The sequence below is a fragment of the Rhizobium sp. NZLR8 genome, from assembly GCF_019685025.1.
Classification (GTDB): domain Bacteria; phylum Pseudomonadota; class Alphaproteobacteria; order Rhizobiales; family Rhizobiaceae; genus Rhizobium.
This window is the reverse complement of the sequence record NZ_JABDVY010000002.1, coordinates 21990-40801: the sequence shown is the minus strand read 5'-3', so window position 1 is coordinate 40801 and position 18812 is coordinate 21990. Positions and strand designations below refer to the sequence as shown.

Here is an 18812-nt window from a genome sequence, read left to right as displayed (position 1 = left end):
CGCGGTGTCGAAGGTGAGTCGGACAGACTGTACCGTTGTTCACATCCGTTGCCCACCTCAGAAGGAGTCGCCAGCAGGAGCTTTGGCTCACGCGCCGACCGACGCCGGTTGGTCGCAAACAGGATCGAGGTTGATTGCGTTCGAACTCGCATCCGCTGCTATTTTTCTCGTGAGGTCGCGCCGTGGATAAGGTGTTATCAGCAGTCGATCCGCCTCGCGACATCCCGTTTTGGCACTGGAAATTCCTATTGCGGAGCGACCGCCGCTGGCTGCGTTGGCCAGTGCTTTTGATATCCGTTTTGCTTCTTGCAGGCGTTGTTTTTTACCGTGAAATCCACCGCGTCGAAGATCCGGTCGGGCTCTCCGAAAATCGAGCTCTCAATAACGCTGCCCGATCGGCGCCCATAGCCGTCCGTCCTGATACGGCGGCTCCCTCTCTTCTCCCGCCGATGTCTATATCGCCGCGGCTGATCGAGGTCCCGAAGCCGGAGTTGGCAAGTCAATTTCTGCGGACGTGGCGCGTCTCGGGGCCGGTTATTTGCGGTGCTCTTCGGGAGGCCGGCATCGAGATGAGCGAATGGAAAGCCGCATCGATGCGCAATCGCAATTATGAATGTTATTTTCAGCGCATCTACGAACGGGACGAGGTGCGTCCCCTCAGCTCCACCTTCCTCAAGGTTCGTGGCAATGAAACCGGCGATATTCTTGAGATCCGCGCCAAGATCGTTAAGCCGACGACAGACGCGAAGGGGCGTCTAGCCCCCGCCGTCCTGCACCTTTTCGCGATCATTGTGAAGCAGGCATGCTGGCGTGATTTCGAGGATACTCTTGAGGCGATCCAAAACCTTCGAAATGTCGAATATGAACGATTCGGGGCCTATCTCAGCTTCACGCGCGAAGCCGGCAGCGGAAACAATTTTGATTTTGTTCTTGGCCTTAAGGCGACTTCAGCTTCGCAGGTGAGGACTAAGGCGTATTTTTCGACAGAGCGCTGGCTGGCCACAAACCCGCGCAACGTTTCTGCGAATTTCATCCTGATGGACCCCTTGGGCACGCCCATATCAGCCAATTGCGCTCAATGACGGCGGGTGGCCTTTGAGATCGGCGCCGTCGATCCTCCTGTCTTCGACTATCGGCGGAACGGCTGCGTTCTTTGCCGAGTTGGCATGGCGCCTTCTGCATCAATCGCCTCCCGTTGCCCCAACCCGCCGACACTCGACAGGCTAAGGGCCGCCCAAGCTGCGACTCAATCGTCGCGCCTAACTCCTTGATGTAGAACAGGATTCAGATTTTAGGCCGATCCGGCCAAAAATCATCCTGTTGTAGGAGCATTAACTACCGAGGCTTCAAGAACAACGGAGACGTCCAAATTCGGGATTGGTCACGCTGGCGCGCCGTGATGAACAATGGATGTTCGCGTTCCGGATCGAGCTTCAGTTCGCGCAGCAATATCTCACCCGCAAGATCTCTCGGTAGCGGTTGGTCTGTCACCCTTTCCACGATAAGGCGCAGCTCGACGCCTGGTAGATCGAGTGTGACCGAGCCCTTCGCAAGGAGATCCTTCCCATTTACCTCTAGTCTTGCTTCCGGGGCATGCACATGCGGTGGCGGCTGCAGCGGGTCGCCGATCTTGCTGTAACCATGAAGGTCCGCGGCAATCGTGATGTGAGCATCGTTTAGGTCGGAAAGCTTGAGCTCGATCCCGTCGACATCGCCATGTGTTGCCGTTCTAAAGCGGAGTTTGCCGAGTCCGGTACGCCATACGCTTTGTTCAGGGTGGTCAAAGCCAACTCCGTGCGCATCAAGAAGCCCCGCGCCGATCACAGCAACCTCGCCGCTCCAATAGGCGGCCCGATAGCGGTCCTTGATCCGCGCACCGCCGAAACGGACCCGGACGCTGCGTTGGCTGAGACCCGCCTCCACATGCAGGTCGCGGCTCCACACGAGGCGATCGCCGTCATAAAGCGGAACCTCTTCCCAGCCGACCTGGCCGAGCAGGCGGTAGGCCAGCGGCTTTTCGGGTTCGGCATGGAACACCTCGCCCATGAAATGCCGTCCTTGCGACAGAACAGCAAAACTGCGTTCACCGGTCGTGGCGAAGGTGCGCCGTGCCCTGAGTGCGCTGCCGACGCCGGCACGGTCGAAGCGGTCGGCGATGACGCCGGTCAGACCGCCGCGCGACCCGAAGGTGCCGGTTGCCGGTGCGCCGCCACCCCATCGGCCCTGGTGCTCGTCACTCGCCGCGGAAGCTCCGACCCTGTATCCGCGCGCGAGCGCCTCGGTGTAGAGCCAATGGAATTGTCCCCAGGCGGACCCAATCTCGATCAGCCGCTCCAGCTCGGGATGGTTCCAATCCAGAATGCAGCGCCGGCCGCCCACATGTGGGATCAGCAAATGGCCCTTTGGATCGTCCTCATAGGCGGTATGGAGCCGCTCTACAGGCCAGATGCCGGGTCGGATTGTTCCGGCCGTCGTCTCATTCCATTCGAAAGAGCGAAGGGACCGCCCCTCTTGATCGAAGGGTTTGCCATCACGAAGGAAGACGACGTTGCGGTCGCCGCCGGCTGCCGAGTTGCCGCACCATTCGGTGCCCGGATAACAGACGAAGCGTCCGGGCTCGTTGAGGCTATGAATAGTCTCCACGGCAGCGTCCCACGAGTCGCTGAAAGTGCAGGGTTTCGATGCCACGATGCGGATCGTCGCACTGACGGCGATTGACACACCGTCGGCGTTTGTCCCGTTGTTCGGAGCAAAATGCGCGCTGTTGGAGCGTCTTCACATAGTGGATGACGAGCCCATTGCCTTGGGTCGGAGTCTCCTGCCCGCCGTCATGTCCGAGCTGACTTTGGAAACGGCCGAACAACGGCCGACCTATGCCCTCCTTAAAGAGAAAGCAGGCGCCGATATTGCCTCCGCCGAGATCGCGATAGGCGCGCGCGCCGTCCCGCCGCAAATATCGTCCTTGATCGGTACTGCTGCAGATGCGGTCTTGCTCGTCCTTGAACGAACCTCATATTTCGATCATGGCGCCTGCGCCGAGTGGTCGGAATTCTTCATCCGACCCGAGCGATACAAATTTTTCCTCGGTAATCGAATGTCCGTCTAAGTCGACCACCTCAAGAAACGAAGATCGCTTGCGAGCGCGGATCGGGAATTCAGGCGTTCAGTGCGCTTTCATCTAAAGAATTTCTAAGTGCCTCCGGCGCCGTGGGCCGGTTCAGGCCCAAGATCGCGGGCGACGTCGCGTCTGCAATCAACGTTCTTCTGGAAGCTTGAGATCCAGTTATGCCGCGCTCAGAAGTTCAGCGCTAACCGGCATCCCCATATGAAAGCCCTGGACGCGGTCAATGCGAAGATCCTTGAGCAGCGACAATTGTGCTGCAGTTTCGACGCCTTCCACCAGGATCGTATTCCCACGATTGCGGATGAGAGCAATCATGTCCTGAAGCATCGTCAACCCGCGCGGGTTGGAGCAGTCATGCAGGAAGGTGCGATCGACCTTGACCGTCTGAAACTCGATCGCCCTCAGCCAAGAGAGGCCCGCGAAGCCGGAGCCGAAATCGTCAAGCCAGATCTCGACGCCGAGAGCCCGCAGATCTGCAATGCATTTGAGCACCTCCGACTGCATATCCATGTCCAGGCCCTCGGTGACTTCTAAGGCCAGTCGCGACCCGCAGACCCCGCACCGGGCAAGAATATCAGCGACACTCGCAGCAAAGCCGGGGGAACGTAGTTGTATGGGCGACACGTTGACGCTGACGGTCGCCATGCGATCGGTCATCAGTATGTCACGGCATGCGGTCTCGATCGCCCACTTACCCAATTCGAGGATAGCGCCCGTCCGTTCTGCAACCGGAATGAAAGTCTTCGGCGAAACCGCGGTGCCGTCCGGCATCCTAAGGCGCATCAAAGCCTCGACAGCTCTTGCTTTCTCGTTGGTCACATCGAAGATCGGTTGGTAAACGAGCGAGACCAGTTTGCGATCAATGGCGGCCGTCAGCAGCGGGACGAGTTTACCAGCATTGTCGTCGGGGCGAGGCAACAACGGATCAAACCTGCGAATGCAATTTCGGCCACTTGCTTTGGCATTGTAGAGAGCAAGATCGGCCTCACGCACTATTCGTTCGACTTTCTCTCCAACTTTCTCGCGAGTGAACGCGACGCCAATGCTGACGGTTACGATCGGGCTATCATCTGGTCGCCCGTCGTGAGCAATCGCAAGAAACTCGACTTCCATTCTGATCTTTTCGGCCAGGCTCATCGCGATCTTAGGAGTTTCAACCGGCAAGACCACGATAAACTCCTCGCCGCCATACCTGCCGATCATGCCGCCGGACGACTCCACAACCGCCTTCAGCGCATTGGCGATGACAGTCAGGCATCGGTCTCCTTCCTGATGCCCGTAGCGGTCATTGAAGCGTTTGAAAAAATCGACGTCGATCAGGAAGACGACGAAGTCGCGGCGCTCGTCTTTCCAGATGGCCCAGCATTCGTTGAGTCGCCGATCCAGCGCGCGTCGGTTGCTTATGCCTGTCAGGTAATCGGTATTTGAAAGCTCGAGCAGTGATCTTCCACGCTCGGACGCTTCCCAGTGCTGGTAGCGAGCCTCTGCCGCGTTCAGCAACACGTTTCGACGCTCCACGTTCAATCGCCAATTGACGAAAGACGTGAAGACAAAGCACGAAATGTAGAACATCCCGAAGGCAAGCTTGTAGGTTTGGCCTGAAGGAAAGAACTCCTCGATGGTAACAAAAAATGCGCCGAGAACGAAGCTGGAGGTGATCACGGAGAGCCGAAACGGAAAACTGAAAAAGAGGTTGGCGCCCATCATGAAGATGGCGCCAAATATCATGTAGTATGACATGGCAGTGACATCGCGGGTGCCGATCGCCGGGTAAAGCCAGCCCACATAGCCCACAAGCAATGCAGAGGCGCATGTGATGTCCAGCCAGACGGTTTTCGCTTTTGCCAGTCGCAAGGCTTCGAAAGCCAGCAGCGCGATCGTCGCAACAACGAATCGCGCGGCGATCGTCACAGGCGCAACATCGGGGATGAGCCATCGGTCGGGAAGTGCGAAGGCCACATAAACGGCAACCGCGATCCAAAGGCCATGCCGTGAGCTTCGCCTTCGGACAGTATCATTCTCAATTTCCAGAGAGTTACGAGCCTCGGCGAATGAAAAGCTGGCGGTTGATTCGTCGCGCTGAACATTAGCGTAAGCCGCGATCATTCAACAACACCAGCCCGACAGCGAGCTAACGAGCGTAAAAAGTAAGCCATGCTTGGGCGCCCTCCAAAATTACGTTCGGCAACCTGCAACCGGTTTGTCTTATTACTTAACATTCGTAGAGGAGCAGGTTCCCACCCGCAACAGTAGAAATACCCTTATCCCGTGCAGATTCTAGTCGCATCTAATTTCGAGGGTGATTATGCTTAACGCGAGGTCAAGGGAGTCTCGAAATGGCACGAAGTCTTGTCTTGGACGGTGAAAGTCTTGTTGCGCCGGGTGAAATTCGTCAGGCAACAAGGAGGTTTGCTGCGCCAAATCCCTGCGACTTTACCGTTGCCAAAGCCGACCTTGCTGTCAGCCTTGACGTGTCGATCCGTCAGTTCAAATCCGGCGTCGAGGCAAGTGCGATAATCGAGCGTCTTACCGACGCCTTGCATCGGTTACGGCGTCGCGTTCATCCAGAGGTGTGGGATGTCATCGTTCCTATCGCGCAATCTCATCCAGTTGCTCACTATCTAAATCAGGATCCGTTGACCCGCTGGTCGTTTGAAAAACCCCGCGGCTATTCTGGCGACGCACGTCTTCTCGACTTCATCTACGGCAGGCCCGAGATCGAGGACGCCGTCGCATCATCGAGCACCTTGGGACGTTCAATCTATGCCTACACTCGAAATGCTTCGTCATCCGTCGCGGTAAGGGAGCGCCGGGACATTCTGGCGCGCCGTGTAGACGAAATCGCTTCGGCTCGGCCCGGTTCCGCCGAAGTCTTGGCCATCGCGTCGGGCCATCTTCGCGAGGGGCCTTTGTCGCGCGCTCTCGGCGCCGGCGCGATCAAACGCTGGGTGGCTTTGGATCAGGACCCGGTGAGCGTTGGAACCGTAGCCCGCGATTTCGCCGGCACGTCCGTCGAGTCAATCAACGGGTCGGTCAAATCCTTGCTCGGTGGAAGGCATGCGCTGGGAATGTTCGATTTCGTCTATGCCGCGGGTCTTTATGACTATTTGCCGGATGCCGTAGCCGTAAAGCTGACCAAGAAGTGCGTCAGCATGCTCAAGCCCGGCGGCACATTCCTGTTCGCCAACTTCTCCCCGGAGACGGACGTCGATGGCTATATGGAGACATTTATGAACTGGGAACTGCTGTTGCGGTCAGAACGCGAGATGGGCTTGATCGCCAGTGAAAGCGCGGCTGGGGCGGATCTGAAGGTGTCTGTTTGGCCCGGCTCGAATCGGAGCGTTGTCTATTGTGAAATTGAAAAGCAGCCCTAAACCGCACGCATGTCACCGCTCTGACGGGAGATGTGCATGAGCCTCGATGACGAGCGAGACAAACTCCCGGAGTTTTACGCCCTCCTCGGCAGTGCGCTCGATTGAGCTGCATGAGCGATTATCTTCTTTTTCTGGCGTGATGCCAATCATCCGGCCGAAGTAAACCCGCTCGTTCGCGCCTGCTGCATGTTCCAGTTCCATAAATACCTCTTACGCCACCGACACTTGAGCGGCTATTTAGTAATGCGACAGTTGGGCCAGTTAGAGATGCGACAATCTTGCCTCTTGGTGCACTGGTTAATGCCAACGTTGGGAGCAAGGATGACGATCTTCAGCCTGGTCGAGACCAGGAGCGGTCGGAGTCGTCATGTCCTTTATGATCACCATGTCGCAGAAAGAATTGCATCGCCTCGAAGTTGTCCAGAAGATCCGCGATCGGCGCCTTAGCGTTGTCCAGGCCGCCGAACTGCTGGGCCTTAGCCGAAGTCAGATGCACAGGCTGCTGCAGGCGTATGACCATGCCGGTGCGGCCGGCCTGGTTTCGAAGAAGCGATCGAGACCAAGCAATCGGCGCCATAGCGAGGAGTTTCGCAATGCGGCGCTGGATCTCATCCGCGAACGCTATCTGGATTTCGGTCCGACGCTGGCTCGCGAGAAGCTGATCGAACTGCATCATATTTCGGTCGCCAAGGAGACGCTGCGGCAATGGATGACAGAGGCCGGCATCTGGATCTCGCGGCGTGAGCGCAAGAAGCGGGTTTTCCAGCCGCGCGGCCGGCGCGATTGTTTCGGGGAGCTGGTTCAGATCGATGGATCGCATCACTGGTGGTTTGAGAACCGCGGTCCTAAATGCGCCCTGCTCGTCTACATCGATGATGCTACCGGCAAGCTGCTGCATCTGCGGTTCGCCGGATCAGAGAACACGTTCGACTATCTGCATGCGACGAAGGCGTATCTGCAGCAATGGGGTAAACCACTGGCGTTCTACAGCGACAAGCACAGCGTCTTTCGCTCGACTAATGCATCGGAGAAAGACCGGACGAGCGGGCTAACGCAGTTTGGACGTGCGCTCTATGAGCTGAACATCGACATCATCTGCGCCAACACTCCGCAAGCCAAAGGCCGCGTGGAACGCGCCAACCAGACGCTGCAGGATCGGCTGGTGAAGGAGTTGCGGCTTCGCAGTATCGACACGATCGAGGCTGCCAACGCCTATGCATCAGAATTCATTGCGGATTTCAATTCCCGCTTCGGCAAATCGCCGCGCAATCCGAAGGACATGCACCGGCCGCTTGCCGATCATGAGAACCTTGACGGCGCCATGTGTAGGAAAGAAGCTCGCACGCTGTCGCAATCCCTGACACTGCGCTATGACAAAGTCCTCTTCGTTCTCGAACCCAGTGCCGTCTCCAGGCCCTTGGCAGGCAAGAAGGTCGTGGTTTGCGACTATCCGGATGGACGCCTCGAGATCATGCATGAGAGTTACGTCCTACCTTATAGAACCTTTGACACCTTGCGCTCGGTTCATCGGTCAGTTGTTGTCGAGAACAAGCGTCTGGATGACGTGCTCTCGGTCATCATAGAACAGCAGGCAGGGCGGGACCAGCAGCGCAGCAAAAGCGGCCCTCGTCGCACTGGACAGACAGATCATATGTTTGGCATTCGCGACGGCAGCACGAGCAACGGATATCAGAAGCGCGGGCGCAAGCCGGGTAAAAGGAAGGATTTCATGAGCGATCCGGACGTGATTGCTAAGCGACAGAAAGCTCTGGCTCGTATGGAAGCTGCAGAATGAATGGTGGCGAGCATATCTCAAAGCTAAAGCCGAAGGCATCTCATCCGCCCCCGCTCCTCCCTAGCAACCCGGCCCAGCCGGTCGGATCGGGGGCTGATCCGAGGAACAAGTGTCGCGTTTCTAATTGGCTGGAACCGTCGCGGCTCTAACCAGCTTTGACAGACCGACGTCCAAAGATCGTGGTCGTTGGTTCGTATCGTTTGAAGCCGTGCAGACCTTCAATATTTCTTTTTGCGAACGATCTTGTTGCCGCGTGGTCCGCTGAGGACTGGTGTTCTATCGCCGTTTTCAGCCACAAGGCTTCGCCACCGTTCGAGGCGGTGGTCGGCCAAAGTGCCGCTTTTGACAGCGCCCTGAACTGCGCAGCCCGGTTCATGCGCATGGGTACAATCGCGAAATCGGCAAAGCAGTGCCAGTTCCGTTATGTCGGCAAAAAGCGTATCGATCCCGTCGGTCACATCACTGAGGTAAAGTGTTCTTATTCCTGGATTATCTATGACCCAGCCGCCGCCTGGAATAGCATGCAGCGATCGCGCCGTTGTGGTGTGACGGCCTTGGGCGTCATATTCGCGAATAGTCCCGGTTTTCTGCACTGAGTCAGATGCAGGTCCGGTCAGCGTGTTCACCAGCGTCGATTTTCCAACGCCGGAAGATCCCACGAGGGCAATCGTTTGGCCAACGCCGCACCAGGAACTCAAAAAAGAGCTTGCAACGGCAGGTAGGTCACGCTGCAAAGCCTCGGCTTTGGCCTGAAATAGGCTAACGTCGTCCACAGTGTCAGCCTTCGTCAACACGATCACCGCTTTGCTTCCTGCCTGGTTGGCCATGATCAGGTAACGTTCTAGCCGGTCAGTATTGAAGTCGGCGTTGCACGACGTCACGATCAACAGTGTATCGACGTTGGCAGCAACAAGTTGTTGGCCACGTCCGACTTCCGGGCGTCGCCGAAACACGGTTTTTCGCTCGAGCCTGGTGACAAGCATGTCGGACCGGGGATCGGAAAAACACCGAATACAAAATCACGTCTCTCGAATAGTGGCTGCCCGTGAAATCGACCATGACCGAGAACTCAACCCGCCGGTGCATCTTCACCCCGGGTCTATGCCATCATAAATCAGGTTGCAAATGACCGGAAAAATTTGCGACGAAACCCTTTGCTGTCCGGCTGAAGAAGATAACGGCATCGGAAACCCAAAGCGTGGCAAGCTTACCGGTGGCTCGTCGCCCTGAAATCCGTCGGACTTGCGCCCATCAGTTGACGAAACTGAGTCGAAAAGTGAAACGCCGAATGAAAACCGAGAATACCGGCGATCTCCTTGATCGATTTGTCGGTGTTTACTAAAAAATCTCCAGCCCGCTGAATGCGCACGGTCATTTGATATTGCTTGGCCGACATGCCGGTCTGCTCCCGGAACAGGCGCCGGAAGTAGGGATAGCTGACGCCTAGCTCCTCGGCGAGTTGCTCGACAGAAAGCGCATGGCCGCAACGCTCCATCAAGGTCATACGCGCGCGATCGACAAGCCTGCCTGATGCGTTGCTGCTGATGTCGGTGGGCCGGCATAAGAGAGCAAGCAGTTGGAGGCCTAAGGTCGAAATCAGCGGCTGATTGCGCAAGGTATCGTCCTGCGCCAGCGCGTGGATCGAGGCGAAAACATCGGAAACTTCCGCGCTGCTCTGATGAACTGGCCGCTCCGGTTGCAGCAGGCCTGCATCGCAGGCAAAGTCGAAAGCACTTCCCCGACATTCGATCCAGTGCTCGACCCACCCCGTGCGACGATCGGGGGCAAACCGGTGCCATACCCCTGGAAAGAGCAGGAAAATCGAGCCTCCGGCGATCGTGACCTGTCGACGTTCATGCCCAAATTCCAACCGTCCGCTTCCGGCGCTAATGTGCACCACCTGGTAGGCGTTCAGGATACGGCCGCGCGACCAACTGAAATGATGATCGTCCGGATGACGGCTCGGTGGGTAGTCGGAATGGGGCGCGATTTCTGTATAGCCGGTAGAAACGGCCGTGCATCCCCAGGCGGCGCAAAGACGATTGTCTGGCATGTAAACGAAATAGTTCTGCATGTTCCTTGCTGCGCCTGAGGATCATATTTTGTATGCAAAAGATCATTTTTGCGGAATATGCTGTCGTGTCAACGAGAATGCTTGGTGTTAACGTCAATAGGTAAGGTCAGTTTTCGGATGACCTGAACATCTGCGCTGAGATCATCAGCGCTGCCGTTGCCAGGGAGGGCAGGGGCCGGGAGGAGAGAGACATGAAACATCAAGCCAGACTGCTGGTGGTGGCCGCTTGCCTTGCGGCTTCTGCTGCCTATGCCGAGGATTTCCACGGGTTCGATCCGCTAAAATTCGGCGGCAACATGCTGTCGGCCGATAATCTGAAGGCGATGGCGGCAGATGCCGCCAAAATCACCCCGCCGAAAAACGGCAAGACCTACAGCATCGGTTTTGCCAATCTGCAGCGCGATATTTCCTTCGGCGTACTTGTCGAAAAAGGCATTCAGCAGAATGCGGATGCCGCAGGCGTCGAACTCCTGATCGCGGATAACCGTCTCGACGGGCCGACGGCGCTGGCCAATGCCAAATCGTTTGCCGAGCGCAAGGTTGACTACGTCATCGAATTCCAGACCGATGCCAATTTCGGCCAGACCGTAATGGACGTCTTCAAAGCGGACGGCACGAAGGTGACGGCAATCGACATTCCGATGCCGGGCGCGAGCTTCTTTGGCGTCAACAATCCGAAGTCCGGGTTTATGGGCGGGTCCTATCTGGCAACGGCGGCGCAGAAGAAATTTGGCGTCGATGCCGTCAAGACCGGCTATCTGGTCATCGGCGCCCTGCCGCAATCGGGCGTCATCCCGCGCATGCGCACGGAAGGCCAGCGGGCCGGTTTCCTGGCGCTGACCAAGGACTTCCCGGCCGATCACATCATCGAAATCGATACCAAGAACACGCTGCAGGAATCCTTTGCGCAGATGAACAACGTCATCGGCCGCATTCCGCCGGGCGTGCCAATTCTGCTCATCGCCATCAATGACCAAGCGACGATGGGGATGCTGCAGGCCGTGCGGGCTGCGGGCCGCGCCGATCAGGCGATTGCGGTCGGCAACGGGGCAGACGAGGCCGAGGCGCTTGCCACCGATCCGAACCTGGTTGCCGCTACCGGTTCGTTCCCCGGCAGCTACGGAAACTACCTGATCCCGATCGCGCTCTCGGCCCTTGCCGGAAAACCCGTCCCGGAGGCGACGTTCGTCACCCACCAGATGGTCACCAAGTCCAATATCTGCCAGTTCTACAAGGAATTTCAATGCGTCGGCGAGGCTGATGCGTACGTGTTTCCGGAAACGGAATTCGCAAGTTACCTCGCAGACCTGAAGAAGCAGGACTGGCTGAAAGGCTACGAGGCAATTCTCCCTCAGCAGTAAGAGGGATGCCGTCAAGGGAGCGTCACGTGATGGACGAGAGAACTGAAGGGAGCCGCAATCAGCGGCTCCAGATCGCCAATGTCACGAAAGCGTTTGCTGGCGTGACGGTTTTGAAGAACGTGTCCCTTGCGGCCCATGCGGGCGAAATCGTTGCACTTCTCGGTGCCAATGGGGCCGGCAAGTCGACGCTTATGAAAATTTTGTCAGGCGTCTACACGCTGGACAGCGGACAAATCCGAATCGACGACAAAATCACGACGATCGCCACCCCACAGGATGCGATTGCGGCTGGCATCCGGCTGATGCCGCAGGAGCTTTCGGTGCATCCGGACCTGTCTGTCGCTGAAAACATCGCGCTTGGCTCCATGCCGAAGCGGAGGTTTGCGGGCATTCCCATGATCGACCGGCCGGCAATGGACGGACAGGCGGAGACGCTGCTCAAGCGATTGCGGCTCGATCATGTCGCGACCGGCCGGCGCATGGGCTCGCTGCCTTTGTCCGAACAGCGAATTGTCGAAATCGCCCGCGCGCTTTCCGGCAAGGCGCAGATCCTTATCATGGACGAGCCGACGGCATCGCTGGGCGAGGCTGACGCCAACAATCTATTCGAGGTGATCGAGGCGCTGAAAGCCCAGGGTGTCACCATCATCTATATTTCGCATTATCTGGACGAGGTCTTCCGGCTCAGCGACCGTATCGTCGTGTTGCGCGACGGCGAGGTTCGTGGCGCGTTCAAGACGGCGGAGACCTGTCGCGACGAGGTGCTGACGGCAATGCTCGGCAGCGATCTCGGCGACCTCTATCCGGCCAAATCAGCAGCGCGTTCGGATGCCAAGATCGTCCTGTCCGTCGAGAGCCTGTCTCTTCCCGGGTGGCTTAACGGCGTGTCGCTTTCCGTGCAGCGCGGTGAGGTATTTGGTGTTTTCGGCCTGATCGGTTCCGGCGCCGAAAAGATCGGCCCTGCCATCTACGGCGCCGAGTCTGCCGCGCGCGCCAAAGCCGTCCGGCTGAACGATATCGACATCGGCCTGTCCGGGCCGCGAAAGAGCGTACGCGCGGGTATCGGCTTTGTCGCCGCCGAGCGCAAGCGTCAGGGGCTGATCGGCAATCTGTCGGTGCGCACCAACACCACGCTGCCCTATCTCAGCCTTTTCACGCAATCCGGCGTCGTCGATCAGAAGCGCGAAGACGCGAGTACCAGCGACTGGATCAAAACCTTGCGGGTCAAGACATCTGGCCCGGATCAGGAGATCCGCCTTTTGTCCGGCGGCAACCAGCAGAAGATCTGCCTGGCCCGCTGGTTGCTCGGAAGCCCCAGTTTCCTGATCCTCGAAGAGCCGACACGTGGCGTCGATCTTGGCGCCCGGCGCGAGATTTACGCGGAAATCCGCCGCCTGGCGGAAGCGGGACTTGCGATCCTGATCGTCTCCTCCGACGCGGAAGAGGTGGCGGGGCTCGCCGATCGCAGCCTCGTTCTGGAGGATGGAAAGGTCGTGGCCGAGCTTGGACAGGATGCGACCGCGACGGACCTGATGCGCGCAGCCGAGCTTCGGCCTGCCGTCCGCGATACGAATGAACCGGAGAAATCATGAGCAAGTCGTCCTCCATTCCCGCAGCGCCAGGTGTTTCGAAGAAGCAGCCAAGTTCGCTGACCGACTTTCTCGGCCGCCCGGCCGCCGGCATCGTGCTCCTCCTGGTGTTCTACATCCTGCTTCTGGCCGCGTTCTCGCTTCTCTCGCCCTATTTCCTGACGCTGAGCAACCTGTCCAACATCGGCACCAACATGGCCTTCATCGGCTTGATGTCTGCCGCCGGTACGCCGCTGATCATCGGCGGCGGACTCGACCTGTCGGTTGCCGCCGTTGCCGGTCTTGCCGGCGTCATCGTGGCGCTGATGCATGCCAACGGCATCAATATCTGGGCTGGCTGCCTCACGGCGCTTGTTATTGGCTGCGCGGTTGGCGTACTAAACGGATTTATCGTCACTCGGCTGAAGCTCAATCCCCTCATCGCCACGCTCGGGACGATGAGCATATTTTCCGGTCTCTCCATGGTCATGACCGGCGGCCTGTCGAAGCCCCTCTTCATTCCAGCCTTCAACTGGCTCGGATCCGGCCGCCTGTTCGGCATCCCGTTTCCGATCATCCTGATGCTGCTCGTGTTCGTCGCGCTGTGGCTAATCCTGTCGAAGACACCGTTCGGACGCTTCGTCTATGCGACCGGCGGCAATCCAGAGGCTAGCAGCTTGCTCGGCGTGCCCGTCGAGCGGACCCAGATGGTGCTCTATATCGTCTCCGGACTTTCAGGCGCTGCGGCCGGCATCATCCTTGCCGCAATGCTTGGCGCTGCAGCACCGAATGCCGCCGGACAGCATCTGCTGACCATCATTGCTGCCATCATCCTTGGAGGCACCAGCCTGTTTGGCGGACGCGGCAGCGTCTGGGGCACGCTGATCGCAGTCCTCATTCTCGGCACACTCAATAACGGTCTGACGCTGATGAACGTGTCCTCCTTCTGGCAGGATGTGACCCGCGGCGTCGTTCTCTTGATGGCTGTCGGCCTCGATCAGTTGCGCGTGCGCCTGCAAAGCTGACGCCATTCCATATTGCATCGGAGAAATACAAATGTCTGAACGCCCATTGAAGGCCGGCCTATTCGGCATCGGCCTGGAGGCCTACTGGCCGCAATTCAAAGGTCTTGAAACGCGTTTGCGCGGCTATGTCGATACCGTCGAGGAAAAGCTTGCGCGCCCCGGCGTCGAGGTCGTCAACCTTGGGCTGATCGATACGCCCGAAAAAGCGCTGGAAGCCGGCCATCAGTTTCGTCAGGCCGATGTCGACATAATCTTTCTCTACATCACCACCTATGCCCTCTCGTCGACCGTTCTGCCGGTGGTCCGTCGTGCAAAGGTTCCGGTGATCATTCTCAATCTGCAACCGACCGCAGCCATTGACTATGCCAGCTTCAACGCGCTCGGCGATCGCACCGCGATGACCGGCGACTGGCTGGCGCATTGCTCGGCCTGCCCCGTCCCGGAAATTGCCAATGTCTTCCACCGGGCGGGCATTAGCTTTCATCAGGTGACCGGCGTTCTCACCGGCGATCCGATCGTCGAGGAGGAGATCAACGACTGGATCGAGGCTGCGCGCGTCGCCCATGTAATGGCGCATAATCGGCTCGGCGTCATGGGCCGCTACTACAATGGCATGCTCGATATCTATTCGGATCTGACCGCGCAAGCGGCAGCCTTCGGAACACATATCGAAGTGCTGGAAATCGACGAGCTGGCGCGGCTCCGCAATGACGTAAGCGAGGCGGATGTCTTCGCCTGTCTGGCGACGATCAAAGCCGAATTCGATGTGCAGCCCGACTGCGACCCCAAGGAGCTGGCGCGTGCGGCAAAAACCGCAGTGGCGCTGCGAAGACTGGTGATCAAGAAATCGCTCGGGTCGCTGGCCTATTATTACGAATCTCAGCCCGGCAACGAATACGAGGACATTATCACCTCGGTCATCGTCGGCTGTTCGATGCTGACGGCCAATGGCGTGCCGGTTGCCGGTGAGTACGAGATCAAGAACGCTCAGGCCATGAAGATCATGGATAGCTTCGGTGTCGGCGGCTCGTTCACGGAATACTATGCCATGGATTTCGCCGCAGACGTCGTGCTGATGGGGCATGACGGGCCCGGGCATACCGGAATTGCCGAGGGGCGCACCAAGATCCGCCCGCTGCAGGTTTTCCACGGCAAGGTCGGCTTCGGCGTCAGCGTCGAGATGTCTGTCAAGCATGGACCGGTGACGCTGCTTTCGGTCGTCGAGAGCGCCGGCAAGATCAAGCTGCTCTGCGCAGAGGGCGCCTCAGTCGCAGGCCCGATCCTCGAAATCGGCAATACCAACAGCCGGTATCAGTTTCCGCTGGGAGCGCGGCGCTTTGTCGAAGCGTGGAATGCGCAAGGACCGGCCCATCACTGCGCCGTCGGCGTCGGGCATATTGCCGGGCGCATCGAAAAGCTGGGAAAGCTGTTGGGTCTTGAGTTCGTAGCGGTATGTTAGCGTGACGGTGAGATGAGCGAGGCCTCACGGCCGCCTTCAATGCAGGCCCTGCGGCAACAAATTCGTCCCAGGTTGGTGAAGCCCGTCATTCGGGTGGTTGAAAAGACGTTAGGACTTGTGTTTGGTCGTTACCATGTTAATGGAATCAGCATGTTGATGCGAGCGGATCGCCAAAATGCAGCAAAAAACAGCTGGTAGCCACACTCAACTTCCGTCTGAACCCTCGTCCGACGAGACGACTCAGCCGCAGCGCGCCCGCCGCTCTCTGGCAATTTCACTTTTGCGTGCTCGCGAAGGGGTGATGAGCCATTTTCGGCCGATCCTGGCAGCGCATGATGTGACAGAACAGCAGTGGCGCGTCATTCGTGTTCTGTACGAGGCGGACAAGTTGGATGCGAGCGAGGTGGCAGATAAGGCCTCAATTCTCGCCCCGAGCCTGACGCGGATGATCAGGTCGCTTGAGGAGCGCGGTTTCATTACCAAACATAGGGATGACGACGACGGCCGACGGGTGCTGTTACAGATTACTTCGGCAGGACAGGCTATCGTCGAAGAAGTTATGCCGGAAAGCTTGAAGGTGTATGCTGACATCGATAGGCGATTTGGAGCCGAGCGAATGGAGAGACTTCTCGACATGCTGGAAGAGCTCACCGCTTTAAGGCTCGAAGAAGCGCCTGATACCTGAACTAATTAATATGTTAAATAAAATTGACGATCCGTATGAACTGTAGCAGTCTCCAATTATGCTAACGCTGTTTGGGAGGCAGAGTTGGATCTATTGCAGAATCGCAGCCTCGTCGATCGGGCACAATTGCTGTCGAAAGCCTTGTCTGCCAGCAACCCGCCAAATTCGATGCCGTCAATGAGGGGCGCGACACCAACTGTGTCGTGTCGGTTGCCGGGCAGGAGTTCGAAGCGAACCAGATTTCCTAGGGCGTCTGTCAGAGCCAGTATTTTGGTGGTCAATCACGTCGAGATCCCAGGTCTCATCCATCATGCTGACCGTCGGCCTGACCCCGTGGCCACCGGCATTGGCAATCAGGATACCGAGCCCGCCGAAAGTCTCGTTGACCTTCTCGACGGCAGCCTTCATCGCCGCACCATCGGCCGCGTCGGCGGCAACGACGGTCGCGCCGATTTCATCGGCGACGGCCCGAAGCGGCTCGGGACGTCGCCCGACGAGCGTGACATTGCCGCCTTCCTGCCGGATGCGGCGGGCAACCGCCGCGCCGATGCCCGTGCCGCCGCCGGTGATTATGGCTGTTTTGTTCTTGAAACGCATGCTGCCTCCTCTTGACCTTCGCAATCATGATCGAAGCATGCCGAGGCGTAGCGTCTATTTGTGCAGTTGGTTTTGACTGAGCGTGCAAAATGATGCAGGCCGTGCAAAACAATACAGGCGGAAAGTGTCAGTAGACCTTCGCATCGGTTGCGGGTCTAGAAGGTTCCGCTTTCTTGAAGTCGTCGAGGAGCCTGGTCGTCGCATTGGTGAGCAGCGTGACATCGTTGCCGATGGCGACGAAGGTGGCGCCGAGCTCGAGATAGCGCTTGGCCAGAGAGAGATCGCCGATGAGAATACCGGCGGCTTTGCCGTGCGACTGGATCCTGGCAAGTGCCTTTTCAACCTCCGCCTGCACCGCGCGCGCGCCCGGCTTGCCGAGATGCCCCATATCGGCGGCAAGATCGGCCGGGCCGATGAAGACGCCGTCGACGCCGTCGGTCGAAGCGATCGCATCGAGTGCGGCAAGCCCTGCACGGCTCTCCACCTGCAGCAGCAGGCAGATCTCGTCATTGGCGGTTTGCAGGTAGTCGGGAATGCGGTTGAAAGCCGACGCCCGGGCAAGGGCGGCGCCGACGCCGCGCACACCCTGCGGCGGATAACGCATGGCGCGGACCATGGCCTCCGCCATCTCCTTGCTGTCGACCATCGGAATGAGCAGCGTCTGCGCGCCGATATCGAGCATCTGCTTGATGATCCAGGTCTCGCCGACCGGCGGGCGGATCACCGCATGGCTCGCCGCGCCTTTCATAGCCTGCAACTGCGAGACCAGAAGCGGTACGTCGTTCGGCGCATGTTCGGCGTCGAGCAGCAGCCAGTCATAACCGGCGCCGGCTGAGATTTCGACCGTGTAGGGGTTGGCGAGCGCCTGCCAGAGGCCGATCTGGGCGCGGCCTTCCTTCAGAGCCTGCTTGAAGAGGTTTTTGGGCGCGGGCATGGTGCTGATCCTTAGGCAAAGAAGAGGCTGACGGAGCCATAGGGGCCGAAGTCTGCGACGATGGTATCGCCGTGCCGCGCCTCGATCGGACGAATGAAGGAACCCGCCAGCACGATCTGGCCGGCGTCGATGCCGTCACCATATTGCGCCAGGCGATTGGCAAGCCAGGCGACGCCGCGGGAGGGCTGATTGAGAACGCCGGCCCCGAGCCCCGTCTCTTCGACCTCGGCATTGCGGCTGACGATCGCGCCCATCCAGCGCATGTCGATCTGGTCGGGCTTTACGGCGCGGCCACCGGTGACGATGCCGGCATTGGCGGCGTTGTCGGAAATGGTGTCGACGATGGTGCGCGCCTTTTTTGTCCCAGGATCGGCGCGCAGGATGCGGGTGTCGAGGATTTCGAGCGCAGGCGTCACGTAATCGGTGGCGTTCAGCACATCGAAGATCGAGATCCCAGGCCCCTTCAGCGGCGCCTTCATGACGAAGGCGATTTCGGCTTCGATGCGCGGCTGGATGAAGCGGTCGGCGGGCACTGTCGCGCCGTCCTCGAATAGCATGTCGTCGAAGAGCACGCCGGAGTCCGGCGTGTCGATGTTCAATGCATACTGCATCGCCTTCGAGGTCAGTCCGATCTTCCAGCCGATCGGCTTGCGGCCGGCGGCGATCTTCTTCTTCACCCAGGCGGCTTGTACGCCGTAGGCATCGTCCATCGTCATGTGCGGATACTTCAGCGACAGAAGCTCCGTCTGGACGCGCGTCCGTTCTGCTATATCGAGCCGCTCGGCGGCCTGCCTGATCTCGTCTGACGTCAGCATC

15 protein-coding genes and 3 pseudogenes are annotated in these 18812 nt (G+C 58.6%); 9 read left to right on the top strand and 9 right to left on the bottom strand.

Translation table 11 applies throughout. The annotated features are described in order from the left end of the window. The first annotated feature begins 221 nt into the window (after positions 1-221). Positions 222-1082 (top strand): DUF6030 family protein, encoded by an 861-nt coding sequence (locus HJB89_RS04265; RefSeq protein WP_405049008.1) that lies wholly within the window; start codon positions 222-224, stop codon positions 1080-1082. A 253-nt stretch (positions 1083-1335) separates the two neighbouring features. Here the strand turns inward: HJB89_RS04265 and HJB89_RS04260 are convergent, their stop codons facing one another. Continuing rightward, on the bottom strand, positions 1336-2643 hold the full coding sequence (locus HJB89_RS04260; protein WP_259671588.1) for a DUF3604 domain-containing protein: 1308 nt from the start codon (positions 2641-2643) through the stop codon (positions 1336-1338). Positions 2644-2668: 25 nt separating this feature from the next. On the opposite strand from HJB89_RS04260, the gene HJB89_RS04255 reads away from it, so the two are divergent. Next, the gene (locus tag HJB89_RS04255) at positions 2669-3106 is read left to right on the top strand and encodes a UTRA domain-containing protein (RefSeq protein ID WP_311044367.1); all 438 of its coding nucleotides are present in this window, start codon (positions 2669-2671) and stop codon (positions 3104-3106) included. A gap of 177 nt (positions 3107-3283) precedes the next feature. Here the strand turns inward: HJB89_RS04255 and HJB89_RS04250 are convergent, their stop codons facing one another. Beyond that, on the bottom strand, positions 3284-5230 hold the full coding sequence (locus tag HJB89_RS04250) for a bifunctional diguanylate cyclase/phosphodiesterase (protein ID WP_221149046.1): 1947 nt from the start codon (positions 5228-5230) through the stop codon (positions 3284-3286). 230 nt (positions 5231-5460) lie between these two features. Here HJB89_RS04250 and HJB89_RS04245 point away from each other — a divergent pair, with 230 nt between their 5' ends. Continuing rightward, positions 5461-6498 (top strand): class I SAM-dependent methyltransferase, encoded by a 1038-nt coding sequence (locus HJB89_RS04245; protein ID WP_221149045.1) that lies wholly within the window; start codon positions 5461-5463, stop codon positions 6496-6498. Between the two features lie 12 nt (positions 6499-6510). Here the strand turns inward: HJB89_RS04245 and HJB89_RS04240 are convergent, their stop codons facing one another. Beyond that, positions 6511-6699 (bottom strand): hypothetical protein, encoded by a 189-nt coding sequence (locus HJB89_RS04240; RefSeq protein WP_207584419.1) that lies wholly within the window; start codon positions 6697-6699, stop codon positions 6511-6513. Between the two features lie 166 nt (positions 6700-6865). Here HJB89_RS04240 and HJB89_RS04235 point away from each other — a divergent pair, with 166 nt between their 5' ends. Next, entirely contained in the window at positions 6866-8293 is a 1428-nt protein-coding gene (locus tag HJB89_RS04235; protein WP_221131302.1) for an ISNCY family transposase, read from the top strand. A gap of 218 nt (positions 8294-8511) precedes the next feature. Here the strand turns inward: HJB89_RS04235 and rsgA are convergent. Together rsgA and HJB89_RS04225 are read right to left on the bottom strand one after the other, a co-directional pair. Further along, positions 8512-9294 (bottom strand): annotated as a pseudogene (gene rsgA / locus HJB89_RS04230) (ribosome small subunit-dependent GTPase A); the annotation flags it as partial. A 206-nt stretch (positions 9295-9500) separates the two neighbouring features. Further along, positions 9501-10367, bottom strand: coding sequence for an AraC family transcriptional regulator (locus HJB89_RS04225; protein ID WP_221117640.1), 867 nt, complete (start codon positions 10365-10367; stop codon positions 9501-9503). Between the two features lie 191 nt (positions 10368-10558). Between HJB89_RS04225 and HJB89_RS04220 the strand changes: the two genes are divergently transcribed. The 5 genes from HJB89_RS04220 (at position 10559) to hpaR (ending at position 16465) form a co-directional block, all read left to right on the top strand. Then, positions 10559-11728, top strand: coding sequence for a substrate-binding domain-containing protein (locus HJB89_RS04220; RefSeq protein WP_207584421.1), 1170 nt, complete (start codon positions 10559-10561; stop codon positions 11726-11728). 29 nt (positions 11729-11757) lie between these two features. Then, complete coding sequence (locus tag HJB89_RS04215; RefSeq protein WP_259671973.1) at positions 11758-13320, top strand: sugar ABC transporter ATP-binding protein; 1563 nt, start codon at positions 11758-11760, stop codon at positions 13318-13320. Next, a complete protein-coding gene (locus tag HJB89_RS04210) occupies positions 13317-14321 on the top strand; it encodes an ABC transporter permease (RefSeq protein ID WP_221149042.1) in 1005 nt (334 codons plus the stop codon). Before HJB89_RS04215 ends, HJB89_RS04210 begins: the two co-directional genes overlap by 4 nt. 31 nt (positions 14322-14352) lie before the next feature. After that, the gene (locus HJB89_RS04205; protein WP_207584424.1) at positions 14353-15780 is read left to right on the top strand and encodes an arabinose isomerase; all 1428 of its coding nucleotides are present in this window, start codon (positions 14353-14355) and stop codon (positions 15778-15780) included. Between the two features lie 175 nt (positions 15781-15955). Further along, on the top strand, positions 15956-16465 hold the full coding sequence (gene hpaR / locus HJB89_RS04200) for a homoprotocatechuate degradation operon regulator HpaR (RefSeq protein ID WP_207584425.1): 510 nt from the start codon (positions 15956-15958) through the stop codon (positions 16463-16465). Between the two features lie 116 nt (positions 16466-16581). Here the strand turns inward: hpaR and HJB89_RS33685 are convergent. The 4 genes and pseudogenes from HJB89_RS33685 to hpaH form a co-directional block, all read right to left on the bottom strand. Continuing rightward, positions 16582-16746: pseudogene (locus HJB89_RS33685) on the bottom strand (IS5/IS1182 family transposase); the annotation flags it as partial. Then, a pseudogene (locus HJB89_RS04190) lies at positions 16730-17062 on the bottom strand (SDR family NAD(P)-dependent oxidoreductase); the annotation flags it as partial. The pseudogenes HJB89_RS04190 and HJB89_RS33685, both read right to left, overlap by 17 nt. A gap of 127 nt (positions 17063-17189) precedes the next feature. Further along, positions 17190-17996, bottom strand: a complete 807-nt coding sequence (gene hpaI, locus HJB89_RS04185) for a 4-hydroxy-2-oxoheptanedioate aldolase (RefSeq protein ID WP_221131299.1) — start codon at positions 17994-17996, stop codon at positions 17190-17192. 11 nt (positions 17997-18007) lie between these two features. Continuing rightward, the gene (gene hpaH, locus HJB89_RS04180) at positions 18008-18811 is read right to left on the bottom strand and encodes a 2-oxo-hept-4-ene-1,7-dioate hydratase (RefSeq protein WP_207584427.1); all 804 of its coding nucleotides are present in this window, start codon (positions 18809-18811) and stop codon (positions 18008-18010) included. Position 18812: the final 1 nt, after the last annotated feature.